This window comes from Variovorax sp. CF079, from assembly GCF_900101545.1.
In the GTDB taxonomy this organism is placed as follows: domain Bacteria; phylum Pseudomonadota; class Gammaproteobacteria; order Burkholderiales; family Burkholderiaceae_C; genus Variovorax.
The window spans coordinates 122868-136168 of the sequence record NZ_FMZU01000023.1 but is presented as its reverse complement, the minus strand read 5'-3'; the positions used below and the strand labels follow the sequence as shown (position 1 = coordinate 136168).

At 66.2% G+C, this 13301-nt stretch carries 11 protein-coding genes and 2 pseudogenes; 5 read left to right on the top strand and 8 right to left on the bottom strand.

The window, feature by feature from the left end; genetic code table 11:
- Positions 1–272 precede the first annotated feature (272 nt).
- The gene (locus BLS74_RS27225; protein ID WP_093110279.1) at positions 273–881 is read left to right on the top strand and encodes a DUF4337 domain-containing protein; all 609 of its coding nucleotides are present in this window, start codon (positions 273–275) and stop codon (positions 879–881) included.
- A gap of 251 nt (positions 882–1132) precedes the next feature.
- Here BLS74_RS27225 and BLS74_RS27220 read toward each other — a convergent pair whose 3' ends face one another.
- Positions 1133–2008, bottom strand: a complete 876-nt coding sequence (locus tag BLS74_RS27220) for a transglutaminase-like domain-containing protein (RefSeq protein WP_093110278.1) — start codon at positions 2006–2008, stop codon at positions 1133–1135.
- A gap of 672 nt (positions 2009–2680) precedes the next feature.
- Between BLS74_RS27220 and BLS74_RS27210 the strand changes: the two are divergent.
- The 4 genes and pseudogenes from BLS74_RS27210 to BLS74_RS27190 all read left to right on the top strand — a co-directional run.
- Positions 2681–2892: pseudogene (locus tag BLS74_RS27210) on the top strand (IS30 family transposase); the annotation flags it as partial.
- Positions 2893–4072: 1180 nt separating this feature from the next.
- Positions 4073–4702, top strand: coding sequence for a TetR/AcrR family transcriptional regulator (locus tag BLS74_RS27200; protein ID WP_093110275.1), 630 nt, complete (start codon positions 4073–4075; stop codon positions 4700–4702).
- Entirely contained in the window at positions 4683–6380 is a 1698-nt protein-coding gene (locus tag BLS74_RS35240) for a PEP-utilizing enzyme (protein WP_093110274.1), read from the top strand. Before BLS74_RS27200 ends, BLS74_RS35240 begins: the two co-directional genes overlap by 20 nt.
- A 15-nt stretch (positions 6381–6395) precedes the next feature.
- Positions 6396–7256, top strand: coding sequence for a PEP/pyruvate-binding domain-containing protein (locus BLS74_RS27190; RefSeq protein WP_093110273.1), 861 nt, complete (start codon positions 6396–6398; stop codon positions 7254–7256).
- Between the two features lie 140 nt (positions 7257–7396).
- On the opposite strand, the pseudogene BLS74_RS27185 reads toward BLS74_RS27190, so the two are convergent.
- The 7 genes and pseudogenes from BLS74_RS27185 to BLS74_RS27155 form a co-directional block, all read right to left on the bottom strand.
- Positions 7397–7723 (bottom strand): annotated as a pseudogene (locus BLS74_RS27185) (hypothetical protein); the annotation flags it as partial.
- Positions 7724–7755: 32 nt separating this feature from the next.
- On the bottom strand, positions 7756–8214 hold the full coding sequence (locus BLS74_RS27180; RefSeq protein ID WP_093110272.1) for a helix-turn-helix domain-containing protein: 459 nt from the start codon (positions 8212–8214) through the stop codon (positions 7756–7758).
- Between the two features lie 16 nt (positions 8215–8230).
- Complete coding sequence (locus BLS74_RS27175) at positions 8231–9256, bottom strand: Bug family tripartite tricarboxylate transporter substrate binding protein (protein ID WP_244504022.1); 1026 nt, start codon at positions 9254–9256, stop codon at positions 8231–8233.
- Between the two features lie 31 nt (positions 9257–9287).
- Positions 9288–10331: a membrane dipeptidase gene (locus tag BLS74_RS27170; RefSeq protein WP_093110271.1), complete on the bottom strand. Its 1044-nt coding sequence runs from the start codon at positions 10329–10331 to the stop codon at positions 9288–9290.
- Between the two features lie 29 nt (positions 10332–10360).
- On the bottom strand, positions 10361–11542 hold the full coding sequence (locus BLS74_RS27165) for an NAD(P)/FAD-dependent oxidoreductase (protein ID WP_093110270.1): 1182 nt from the start codon (positions 11540–11542) through the stop codon (positions 10361–10363).
- Entirely contained in the window at positions 11535–12926 is a 1392-nt protein-coding gene (locus tag BLS74_RS27160; RefSeq protein WP_093110269.1) for an FAD/NAD(P)-dependent oxidoreductase, read from the bottom strand. The genes BLS74_RS27165 and BLS74_RS27160 overlap by 8 nt, the downstream gene beginning before the upstream one ends.
- On the bottom strand, positions 12908–13219 hold the full coding sequence (locus tag BLS74_RS27155) for a (2Fe-2S)-binding protein (RefSeq protein ID WP_093110268.1): 312 nt from the start codon (positions 13217–13219) through the stop codon (positions 12908–12910). The genes BLS74_RS27160 and BLS74_RS27155 overlap by 19 nt, the downstream gene beginning before the upstream one ends.
- Positions 13220–13301: the final 82 nt, after the last annotated feature.

Below are 13301 nucleotides of genomic sequence, written 5' to 3'. Positions count from 1 at the left end.
CCGATCGCCCGAGACGATGAGCCTGGCGCGTGCGGCCACGGCGGCGGCCAGCACGCCATCGTCGTCGGGGTCATCCTTGATGGTGGGCGCGATCGCGGCCGGGCGCACCGCGGTCGAGGGAGAAAACGCGGCCCAAGTGCTTCTCGACGAGCGGTCCTGCGACGAAGTACTTGTTCAAAAAAAAGCGACAAAAAGTGCGTGCGTGTTCTCGGCGCGCGCTAGACGTCGCTCGGCGCCGTCATACTCGCCTACCTACGTCAACGAGGAAATCTATGTCAGCAGGCGGTTTTCACGTGCATGGCCCGCACGACCACGAACTCGAGCACGCTAGTGCGCATGGCCCCTCTGAATCAACTTCTACAGAAAAGCCTGGCCGCAGGAACATGACCAGCCAAATCGCCGTATGCACTGCTGTCATCGCTACAGTGGGAGCGATCTTTGCGTATATGGGAGGTCTAACTCAAGCCAACGCGGGCCTCTACAAGAACAACGCTGGCATGAAGAAGACCGAGGCTTCAAACCAATGGAACTACTTTCAGTCGAAGAGCACGAAGCAGTCGCTCGCTGAGTTCGCCAGGGACATGTCGCCCGATGACCGCAAGCAAGGCTGGCAGACGAAGGTTTCGCGGTATGAACAAGAAAAAGCTGAGATATTGCTCGTCGCGCAGAAGCTTGAGGCAGACGCAACCGATTGGGACCAAAAATCGGAGGTGCAAATGCACCAGCACCATCGTTGGGCGCAAGCGACCACTGCGCTACAGGTCTCCATCGCTTTGGCTGCCATGGCGTTGCTCACAAGGAGAAAGTGGTTGGAGTGGGGGATGCTCGCAGTTGCAGGCGTTGGCCTGGTCGTTGGCGCTCTAGCAGCAATGCACATTTGAACGTTGCGCGAGCCTCGCGATAGCCCTCTACGTGGGGCTTTGGGCCGGAAGCTCAAAGAGAACGAACTGCTGCAGTCGGGCCGACTGTGGCCGCATAGGACCCAAAGAGCTGGCTGTTCACGATTGTCGAATGATGCTGTTCGGCGGCGCACGAAGCGAGCAGCAACGCGGGATCGCAGCTCTGGCGGGGCGACGACGGCTGGATGCTGCCGCGCACGTCCCATTTCGCGATGATGCAGATGAAGCGCGGGTCAGTTCGCGCCCAACAAAGGATTGGTCGACCGCAGATCCGATTTCGCCTGGGCGTCAACAGGCAGGCCGGCTGAGACTTCGTCGGCCCAGACCTTGAAGCCCTCGAGCGTGTTCGGGCCGAACGTTGTGGATAGCGCGACATCGCAGGCGTCGCGCCCGCGTGCAATCAGCACGCGGCCGATACGCGGTGTGTTGTTGCGCGCGTCGAAGGTGTACCAGCGGTCGCCGAGATAAGCCTCGAACCAGCCCGCGAAGTCCATTGTCCCGTATGGTGGCTCAGTGCCAACATCGCCAAGATAGCCGGTGCAATAGCGCGCCGGTATGTTCATGCAGCGGCAGAATGCGATCGCCAGGTGAGCGTAGTCACGGCACACGCCGTGGCCTTCCTTATAGGCGTCCAAGGCGGTGCGCGTTCGGCGCGCGTGCTGGTAGCCGAACTCGATGTGTCGGTGCACGAAATCGCAGATCGCCTGCACGCGCGCCCAGCCGGTCGGGCTCGAGCCGAACCGCTGCCACGCAATCTCGGAGAGCTGGTCGGTCTCGCAATAGCGGCTGCCGACGAGGTAGACCAGCGTCGATTCCGGGAGCTGTTCGACCGGCGTCTGCGTGGCCCAAGGAGCAACAACATCAGGCGCGCCGGTGTCGTTGACCAGCGCATCAGTGCTGAGGACGAAGCGGCCCTGCGGCGCGACGATGCGACTGCACCAGTTGCCGAACAGATCGCGGTATGCGGTGATAGGCACCGAGGGACTCGTCACGAGGTAATCAGGCCGCAACAGATCGGACGCACGCGAATAGTGGACGCTCAATGCCAGGATCATCGGCGTCGGCTGTGGGAACTGATACGCCATCTCGAAACCAACGCGGATCTGCATGCTCGCTCCTGTTGCTTCTCTGTTCGCACGCAACCGACGTGCCACCATCGCTGACTATCGCCGGTTCGCCTGCCGATACCGATGACCTGATTCTCCTCCCATGGCGGATCCGATGGCCTAGCCAATACGACAGTCTTTCCAGCGGGTGCTACGTCGGTTCACGGAAGTGATAGCGCCGATGTGTTGAGCCGGGTGCTGCACCAGTTGCGCCGGATGGAGGAGTGCGAGGCGCGGTAAAGCGCGACACGACGCGCTACTACCTCGCGGCCGACGCGTACCTGGACGAAGCTGGCGACCAGCAGCTGGACGAACGTCTTGCCATGCTGGCCAGCGACGCGTGAAGGAGGTCCATATGACGCTTTGCCCGATTGCCATAGCCGTCGGCTGCAAGAAATGTCCGGCATTCTCGATCTGCCCCTTGAAAGGCGTGATCGCTCCGCCGAAAGTGCCGGTGAGCTCTTCCGAGATTGTCACACTTGAAAAGCTAGGAAGATCAACAGCTTGCGTGCAGAGGTTTCACAGTTGCCCGACCCCGTTCTTCGAAATTAAGGCTGCGGTGACCCCCGTCTTGAACGGCTGCTAACTGAAGATCCGAACAGCCGTTGTGGGCTGCGGATTCAACCGGTCGATGCAACACACTTAAAAACTGCGTGAGCAGAAGGAGTGTTGCAGATGAAGTATCGAACGCGGACCTACTACACAGACAGTCAGAAGGCTTTGATGTGGGAGCGCTGGAAGCAAGGTGAGACGCTTCACCAGATTGCCCAGCTGTTCGATCGTTCAATCGATCGCATTCGTCGATTCAACGGATCCTGGCTGAGACGGGCGTGATACGACCGCCGGAGCGTCACCGTTCCCGCTTGGCGCTGACCTTGGCCGAGCGAGCGCAGAATCGTCGGCGTTGCCGCAGCCGGCTCCTACGCCGAGAACGCGATGGACGCGTTCAGCGACGTGGATCTGATCCTTGTGTGTAAGCCTGAGGATCATCCTGGCTTGATGCGTGATCGGGTCGCACTGGCCGAAAAGTTGGGCCCGCTGGTGGCTGCTTTCACGGGTGAGCACGTGGGAGAACCGAGGCTGATGATCTGTTTGTACGGTCCACCGGCGCTTCCCTGGGCCCCCTCGGCTTGATGCGTGGTGGCCGAAAACCGACCGGCGTGCGTCGCGTCGAGGCTGACCCTGCGTTGGCGAGGCAACTCGCTGGCACCGTCGGGGCTTTGAATCGCCATGCGCTGCCAGGTCGACCAAACGCGCCGAGCCCATAGGGCGGCCATCCCGGGCTGATTGAACCCGGCGACCTTTGCGAGCTGACGCGGGCGGCGGTGCGTTGGGTAGCTGAGAAACCCAACCTCCTTGTCGCGGCCGGCGCTCCGCGCTCCCGCCAGGCCGCCCGTGTATGACGTGCCCCGCCATCAACCGTCCTTGCTCGGCCGTCGTCTCCGGCACCCAGGCGGCGGGGTTCGCGCTTCAGCGCGTCGGCCTCGGTCATCGCATAGCGCGTGGTGATCAGCTTGCCGCGTTGAGCGCGCAGCCGCCAGCGCCAGAGCTCGATCTCCCTCATTGATCTCGGCGCCTGACACCCTGATGCAAGGGCACCTGAGCTCTGCATCGTTGATGGCGAAGATTGCGTCACTGCCGGCCGGTACGGGCCTCCGATGAGCGTCGCGCTTCTGTCGCATCACTCCGACAGCATCCATAGGCCGCCGGAGGCAGGTACCCAGCGCCGCGAGTGCCTTGGCAAAACGGCCACCGAAGCCGTTGAGCAGGCGGTGCAGGCCTTCGAGGAGCAGGTCGGCCGGATGCAAGGGCGATCGAGGTGCTTGGCATGGACGCCCCAGGCCAGTACCACGGGCTCGCACTCCCGCACCGCCGCCGCGATGTGTGCGTCGTGTCGCGGCCGACGGGTTGGCACGCGCGCGGCGCAGGTCCGCGGGATCAGTCGCGACGCAGCGTAGAGATTCACGATTTCCAATCGGCTTCGCCACGCCGTCATGGGGTGCGGCATTTGACGACATGCAAGCATGCCTTCTTGACACGACCACGTGACATGATTATTCTGCTGTCATGAGCACGACCACGTACGAAAGCCCGCTCCGCGCAGAACAGATGGAGCAGACGCGCCTTCGGATACTGGAGGCGACGGCAGATGTGCTGGCGGACGAGGAGGTCAACGAGGTCACGGTTCCGCTTGTCGCCTTGCGCGCCCGCGTGTCGGTCCGTACCGTCTACCGGCACTTTCCGACCAAGGAGGCGCTCTTCGACGAGTTCGGTGAATGGGCGGAGGAGCACCTCCGGGTCGTCCTCCTTTCCTACCCAGACACGCTTGAGGGCGTCCGCGAGATGGCGCCTGCGCTCTATCGCATGTACGACGAGCGAGCGCCGCTGATCCGCGCCCTCCTATCCAAGCGCGGACAGGAGATCCGGGCCCGCACGCGGCGCCGGCGACTGGCGACGTTCGAGAAGGCGATGCGGGAGGTCACCGACGGGCTCGGGCCGGCCGAGCGCCAACGCGCCCTTGCGGTGATCTACCTGCTCGTGAGCGCGCCCGCCTGGCAGGCGATGCGCGACCAGTGGGGCCTCGAGGGCCAGGAGGCCGGCAAGGCCGCCGCCTGGGCCGTACGCGTGCTGACGGACGAACTTCGCCGCAATCCGGCAAGCATGAAGGAGGTTGGTAATGATGACACTCGTCGCTGAGCAAACCTTCGCCCCACCCGGTCCGGGATCGTGGTTCCTCGACCCGACTCACTGGACGCGGCCAGTGACCCGCTTCCACGCGGAGATCTTTCCCGACGCGTTCCAGCGCGGCTTCGGCGAGAGCCTCCGCCGCTACGGATCGTTGCTCGAGTACCTGGAGGCGGGCTTCGTCAACGGGTTCCCGTACTACTGCGCACGTCCCGTCGGCGCGCCGAGGGAGGCGGTCGGTCACCCTCCGAAAGAGGTGTGGGACGAGCTCGCGGGCAGTCACCCAATGATTCGGCGCCGGCTCGAGACGAGCGCGACCGTGTTCGAGCGCAAGCTCTGGCGTGAGGACCTCGAGCACTGGGACCGGGAGGTGAAGCCCGCGGCGATCCGAGCTCACCTCGCGCTGCTCGCGGTTGACCCGCCGGCGCTCGACACGCCTGCGCTCCTCGCATACATCGATCGCTGCCGCGAGAACCAGATCCATGGCGCGTACATCCATCACCTCTTCAACGTGCCGGCGCTCCTGCCTGTGGGCGACTTCCTCGTGCACGCGCAAGAGTGGACAGGCCGCTCGCCGGCCCAGCTACTCGGTCTCCTCCAGGGCGCGAACCCCGACCCGCTCGGTGCAGACGAGGACCTCGAGCGACTGGTCGGCGCGCTCCGACTGGATACGACGGCGACGACCTTGCTCACGTCGGCCGGAGAGCCGGGCGAGGTGGTCGCCGCGCTTCGCTCGCTGTCCGGCGACACGGGCCGGCTCGCTTCGGCATACGTCGATCGTGTCGCCTACCGGCCGGTAAACGGCGAGGACGTGGGCGACCCGTCGGTGCACGAGCTTCCCGAGCTGATCGTCGGAGCGATCCGCACAGCATTCGATCGCCTCGAGACTCCACCGGCGAACGACCTGGACCGGAAGACCTCTGAGTTGCGCGACGCAGTGCCCGCTCGGCATCGCGACGCCTTCGACGCGCTGCTCGAGGAGGCTCGGGCGACCTACCGGCTACGCGACGAGCGGGGCATCTACGCCGACCTCTGGGCTATCGGGATCATGCGGCGCGCGATCCTCGCGGCCGGCCGCCGGCTTACGGCGGCGGGGCGGCTCGCCGATCCGGGCCATCTCGTCGAGGCCGGCTACGCGGAGCTGCGAAGCCTCGTCGAGTCCGGCGACGGCCCATCGGGCGAGGAACTGGCCGAGCGTGCGCGCTACCGGCTCAAGGCGCGCTACGCGGATGCGCCGGCGTTTCTCGGCGGCGAGCCGGGCGATCCGCTGCCGCCCGAGTGGCTGCCGCCCTCGGCGGCAAGGCTGGAGCGCGCGATCGGCGCAGCCGTGCAGGCGATCTTCGCCGCGCCGAAGCCACGCACCGAGGAGCGAAAGGTTCACGGTCTCGGCGTCAGCCCGGGCGTGTACGAGGGCACCGCACGGGTGATTCGCGGCACCGAGGAGTTTGGTCGCATCGAGCGGGGCGACATCCTCGTCACGAACTCCACGACGACGGCATTCAACATCGTGCTGCCGCTCCTCGGCGCGATCGTGACCGACCGGGGCGGGCTGCTCTCGCATGCCGCGATCGTCGCGCGCGAGTACGGGCTGCCAGCAGTCGTCGGGTGCACCGATGCGACCTCTGTGCTCCTGGACGGTGCGAGGATCATCGTCGATGGCACCGCGGGCGAGGTCGAGCTCGTCGCATGACGGAAGCAGACGACGATGAAACCGGCAGCACTTACCGAGGAGCTCGAGGAAAGCCTGTTTGGCGGCAAGGCCGCGCAGCTAGCCGCGGCCACGCGTGCGGGCCTGCCCGTTCCCGCGGGTGTCGCGCTTCCGTACGGGTTCGTGGATGCACTCGCTGCTGACGAACGCGACGCGAGGCAGCGGCTGGCTGCAGTCTTTCGCACGCTCGGCGCCCCGCTCGTGGCGCGCTCGTCCGCAGTGGGCGAGGACTCCGAGCAGGCGAGCTTCGCAGGACAGCACCTGACGCAGCTGAACCTGCGCTCCGAGCCCGAACTCGTTGACGCCGTGTCCGCCATCTGGCGCTCGGCGCGCTCGCCTTCAGCGTTCGCGTACCGCGAGCGCCTCCGGCTGCCCCGCGAGCCGAGAATGGCCGTCGTCGTACAGGAACTCGTCGATGCGGACTCCGCCGGCGTGCTCTTCAGCCGTAACCCCGTCAACGGGTCGGACGAGATCGTGATCGAGGCGGCCTGGGGGCTCGGGGAGTCGGTCGTTGCCGGTCTCGTCATCCCAGATCGGTTCCGCTTGAGGCGTGACGGTGCCGTCGCCGAGCGAATCGCGGGACTGAAGGACGTCGCCATACGCACCGACCCGGAAGGCGGCACAAGCCGCACACTCGTTCCCGAGGGGCTCGCCCGCGTGCTCTGCCTCGACGATGCACAGCTCGCCGCGCTTCATGCGCTCGCGCTCCGCTGCGACGAGGTGTTTGGCGGGAGCCACGACATCGAGTGGGCGTTCGCCGGCGGCCGGCTCTACCTCCTGCAGCGGCGAGCACTCACCGCGATCCCAAGTCCAGCTGCAGGCGACCACACGGACGAGCACGTGCGCCTGCCGAACTAGCAGACCCGCAGCAACCGGCACGCCCCGCAGGCGCCTCGTGATCCGGCCGAGCTCAGCTACGCGAAGGACGACCCTTACCGCCTGTCCCAGGGTGCTGGGGCTGGAGCTACGTCATCGGCGGTCTCGTCGGTGAGTCGGATCTTGCCGGGCTGCTGCACGGCAAGCCAGATTGCTCGGGCATCCGCGGCATCGTTCTTGTTGCCGATGTTGAAGGCCTTGACGAACTTCGCCGGCATCAACTTCACCTCGTGCCCCATGGCGAGCAGGCACCGCGCCCAGTGCTGGGAGCCGCCGCAGGCCTCCATGCCGATCAGGCAGGGCGTGCGGTTGGCGAAGTACTCGAGAAACCTGTGGCGCCTGATGGCCCTGTTGATGATTTCACCCGTCTCTGCATCGACCCAATGAACCTGGATGACGCTCTCGCCGTCCGCGTCAGGATGGTCGAGAGATTCGAATTGACCGCTCAAAGGATTGTCAATCACCCGCAAGAATGGCTGTGTCAATGAGTCTCGAGTCCCTGAGTTGGCGCACTCTGCGTGCGCAGTTGCGACAGGTATTGGCCGGGGGTCATTCCGCACACGTTCTTGAAATGACGCGACAGATGACTCTGGTCGTAGAACCCTGTCTCGCCAGCCACAACGGCCGGCGCCACGCCGGCGCGCAGCAAGGCCTTGACCCGCTCGATCCTGACGTGACAGATATAGCGGTGCGGCGGCAGGCCGAACTGGCGATGAAAGACCCGGATGAATCGGCAGACGCTGAGGCAGGCGATCGAAGCCAGTTGTTCAAGGCGCAGCGGCTGGCAGGCGTTGTGCTCGATGTAGGCAAGGACCTGGGCGAGCGGCGCCGATACGGCTGTGGGCAGACCGGCGGCTGCATAGGGCAGCGATTCGCCGCTGACTTGGACGGATTGGACGCGATCCGGCAGGTCGCTGCCGTGCGATTCGAGTAGATGCATGGGAGAGCCGAACGAACTAGACGGAGATCTGGGCTTCCTTCACCATGACTTTCCACCGTTCGACTTCCTGCTTCATGAACATGTTTACCTGCGGGAGCGACATGTCCGGCATCAAGGGTGTTCCCTGTTCCTCGAACTGCTTCACCAGGGCGGCATTCTTCCGGCCCGCCGCGATTCCCTCATGCAGACGCGTCACGATGTCCGCAGGTGTGCCGGCGGGTGCCCAGAGACCGCTCCAGGTGGTTGTGTCCAGTTCCTGGTGCAGCATCTCGCTCAAGGTCGGGATCTCCGGTGCGACCGAGAGGCGCTTGCTGCCGGTCGCGGCAAGGGCGCGCAGCCGGCCGGAGCGCACGAGAGGACCGACGACGGACCAGGGATCGACGGCGAAGGTGAGCCGGCCCGCCACGACCTCCGCCATGACGCCTTGCGATCCCTGTTTGAACGGTACGTGCAGGAGGTTGGGGACGCCCAGGCGGTTCGCGATCAGCTTGCATGTGATGTGGCTGTTCGCCCCCACCCCGTTGGAGCCGTAGCTGTGCCGATCCGGAGCCGCCTTGACGCGGTCGGCGAGGTCCTGGAAGGAGCGGATGTCGCTGTCGCCGCTGACCACAAGGAGAGTCGGGACGGTGGTCGTCACCGCGACGGACAGGAAATCGCGAGTGGGCTGATAGGCGAGGTCCTGGTAGATCAAGGGCGCGATCGCCCAGGTGGTGGCCGTGCTGTAGAGAAGCGTGTACCCATCGGGCGTCGACCGTGCGACCGCCGTGGCTCCGATGTTGCCTCCCGCCCCCGCGCGGTTGTCGACGATGACCGAAGCGCCGCCTAGCTGCCTGCCGATCACTTCGCCCCAGCTCCGCGCGGCGATGTCCGTACTGCTGCCTGGGGCGAACGGGACGATCATCCTGATCGCGCGGCTGGGATAGCGATCTTGCGCCATCGCGTGTCCGGACCAAAGCGCGCTGCTTGCCGCCAGCGGCAGGCTGGCCAGGGAGCCCAGAAAAACTCTGCGCGTGGAATGCGCGGGTGTGGCGGCGACGCTCATGGAAGGCTCCGGTGAATTGTGGGGACGCGGATCAGCTGCAGAACTTGCGCATGGCGCGCAGCCAGCTGCCGCCGAGAAGCGCCTTGACGTCGCTTTCCGAATAGCCGCGGTCGAACAAACCCTGGGTGAGGTTCGGCAGCTTGCGGACCGACTCGACGCCGATCGGGTAGGACTGGCGTCCGAACGCCGACAGGGGACCGAAGATGTCCGGACGGCGGGTGCGCCAGGTCACGACGCTGGGCGGGGCGACGACGGTCGCGGACTCCTGGAACGACTCGACATAGTCCATGCCGATGCCGACGTGGTCGACCCCGACCAGCTTCACGTAGTGGTCGATGTGGTTGAGCAGGTCGTCCAGCGTCGGCGTGTCGTCGGACAGCGATTGCGGCAGCCCGCAAACGCCGACCATGCCGCCCTTGGCGGCCATCGCCTTGACCGTGGCGTCGGTGGTGTTGCGGCCGTTGGGGCGCAGCTGGTCGCTGTTCGAGTGCGTGCAGACCGGAGCCCGCGACAGCGCGGTCGCCTCGGCACGGGTGCGGTGGCCGCAGTGCGACAGGTCCAGCATCAGCGGCAGCGTGTTCGCCAGCGCGATCAGCTCTTCGCCGAGGTAGGTCAGGCCGGCGTCGCGCTTCTCGCCGCAGCCGTCTCCAAGCGCGTTCGAGGTGGTGTAGGCCAGGCCGAGGAAACGCAGCCCCAGACGAGTCATGGTTTCGAGGCGCCAGAACTGGTCCGGATCCTCGATCATGCTGGCGCCCTGGGTGCCGATCACGATGCCGAGCTTGCCCTTTTCCTTGGCGGCGACCACGTCGTCGGCGGTGGTGCACAGCGTGAGAAGGGGGTTCTTGTCGATCTTGGTCAGGTAGCGTTCGAAGTTGTGCAGGGTCTTGTCCCAGTTCTCCTCCAGCGCGAAGGTGACGTTGGCGGCGTTGACGCCGCCTTCGAGGCAGCGACGCGTGAACTTCTCATCGAGCACATAGGAGATTGCGAGGCCGTCGAAGACCAGGCTGCTCTGGTGGACGCGGCGGGCGCGCTCATCGACGACGAGGTCTTCTGCGGGGTGGGCGGTCACGGACATGGGAGGTCTCCAGGAACTGTCGGTAAGGATCAGGCGGTTGCGGACGCAGCAGCCCGGCGGGTGGATGGGGCGGTAGCGGGGGAGGCCGCGAACCGCTGGATGTGGAATGGTTCGATCGGCGTCATGGTGGCGCCGGTATCGATGAGCTCGGCCATCACGTCGCCGACCCCGGGGCCGAGCTGGAAGCCATGGCCGCAGAAACCGAAGGCGTAGAACAGGCCGCTGACCCGGCCGCTGGGGCCCATGACCGGCAGCTCGTCGCGCATGTACCCCTCGATGCCGCTCCAGGTGCGCAGAACCTGCAGCTTGCCCAGCACCGGCGCCAGGCGCCGGAGCTCGCGCAGCTGGCGCAGGACGTTCTCCGGCAGCACATAGGCGCGTCGGAGCTCCGGGTATGCCGGTCCCCGCAACCCGCCGCCGAATACGATGTTTCCGCGCTTGACCTGGCGGAAGTAGACGACCTCGTGCGCCACCTTGGTGGAGACGCCGACGACCGGGACGATGCCGTAGGGCAAAGGCTCGGTGACACCCATGCTGGGTCCGTGCGGCGTCAGCGGGACCGGCTCGCCGAACGCGGCGGACAACTTGTCACCCCACGCGCCGGCGCAGATCAGTGCGGCCGGCGCGCGGAAGCAGCGGCCGTCGGCCGCCTGCACCCGGAAGTCCTCGCCGTCCTTGTCGATCGCCAGCACCTCGCAGTTCTCGATCACCTGGGCGCCTGCGCGTGCCGCGGCACGGCCGAACGCGGGTGCTGCCAGCCGAGGGTTGGCATGGCCGTCGTTCGGCGAATAGGAGCCGCAGATGACCTCGGTGCCGAAGAACGGGAAGCGGCGGCGGAACGCACTGCCCCCGATCAGCTCGAGGTCCAGGCCCCAGCCGCGCGCGTCCTTGGCGTATTTCTCCACCACCGCCGCCTGCGCCTCGTCATAGACGCCGCGCACATGGCCAGTGACGAGGAACTCGGCGTCGTCGCCCAGCAGTTCCTTCATCTGGCCCCAGATCGCCCGCGAGCGATGGGCCAGCGGCAGTTGCGGCAGGTAGCGGCCCTGCCGGCGCACGTTCCCGAAATTGACGCCGCTGGCCTGCTGGCCGACCAGACCGCGTTCCAGCAGGATCACCGAGCGGCCGCGCTTGCGCAGGAAGAATGCGCTGGCAGCGCCCATGAGGCCGCCGCCGACGACGATGACATCGGCCTTCAGAACTTCAGACATTGACGGCCCCGCGATTCTCGAGTGCCGCCATCGGCAGCGGTTTCACAGGTCCCTGTCCGCGCAGTCGGCCGACCATTTCGATCGGCACACCGGCGGCGTGCGCCACGACCTCGGCCGCCGCGTGGCCGCAAAAGCGGCCCTGGCAGCGGCCCATGCCGACCCGGCTGAAGGCCTTGGCCCGATTCATTTCACTTCCGCCCATCTCGTTGACCACGCGGCGCAGTTCACCGGCCGTGATCGTTTCACAGCGGCAGACGACCGCCGAATCCGGCAGGGCCGCCGCGTGCGCGTGGGGCCACGGAAACGCCTTGACCAGCCCGCGCCGAAAACGATCCATCTTCACCAGCGTCCGTCGCAGTGCAGGCATCGGGTCCGGGGAGACGTGTTGGCCCAAATCGGACAGCACTGCCAGCGCCGCCAGGCGGCCGCTGGCTTCGGCACCGTCGGCGCCCAGAATGCGGGCACCATCGCCGGCCAGGTAGACCCCGAAGGTCGTGCTGCGTCCGTCCCTGTCGATCTTCGGCAGCCATTGGCGCGACTCGGTGTCGAACCTGAATTCGCAGCGCGCCAAGTCGGCAAGCTGGCTTTCTGCGCGCAGGTGGTAGCCCAACGCCACGGCGTCGCAATCGAAATGCCGTTCGCTGCCGTTTGCATCCAGCACCGTGACACCCTGGACACCGGCTGCCGCCGCACCGGTGATGCACAAGGGCGTGATGCCGCTGTGCACCGCGACACCGGCCTTGCGCAGGACGCGCTCCAGCGCCACGCCCCTGAGCAGCAAGCCTGGCCGGGCAGCAAGTGCAGGCAAGGCACGAACCCGCTGTGAAAACCGCGAGGTGTCGAGCACGGCAAGCACCGCGGCACCGGCCTGGACATACTGGGACGCGACCAGGTACAGCAGCGGTCCCGTCCCCATGAAGACGATTTGCCGTCCGATCGCGCAGGCCTGCGATTTCAACGCGATCTGCGACGCGCCCAGGCTGTAGCAGCCGGCAAGGTTCCAGCCCTCGACCGGCATCAGCCGGTCGGTGGCGCCGCTGCAGACGACCAGCGCATCGAATGGCAGCGCGGCCGTTCGGGTGCCATCGTGCACCACGTGCAGCGTGTTGGCCGTCACGTGCCAGGCCAGCGTTTCGGGACGGTAATCCACCTTGGAGCGGATGGCCTCGAAACTGTGGTGCAGGTCTCGCGCCTTGGTGGCCTCGCTGCCATAGAGCTTGGCATAGGGCCGGGTAAAGCCTTCGGGCTGGCGCCGGTAGATCTGGCCGCCGTCACGCCGGCCTTCGTCGACGACGGTCGGCGACAGGCCTGCCGCCACCAGCGTCTGTGCGCAGCGCACGCCAGCCGGGCCGGTGCCCACGACGATCACGCGTGGTTGGGCCATGTCGCCTCCAGCGGTTCGGTGGTGATGCGCAGACCTTCGCGCACCACGGTGGTACAGGCGCGCAGCCGTCCACCGTCTTCGGTCAAGACCCAGCAGTCCTGGCAGGCCCCCATCAGGCAGAAGCCGGAGCGCACGCCGTCGCCGAATTCGGAGTGCCGCAGGTGACCAACGTTGCCCAGCAGTGCGACCAGCAAGGTGTCACCCTCGAGCGCGACGAGCGGTCTTCCGTCGGCCTCGAGCCGCACCGGCGCGCGCGCCGTTTCGGCCAAGCGGATGAAGCGGCCGGTTGTCATTTGCTGATTCCGCCGCAGCGGTGCATGAGTGGATTCATGCCGGCAATTCTGGGGAGGACGGTCGGGCTGCGCCAATATCAAG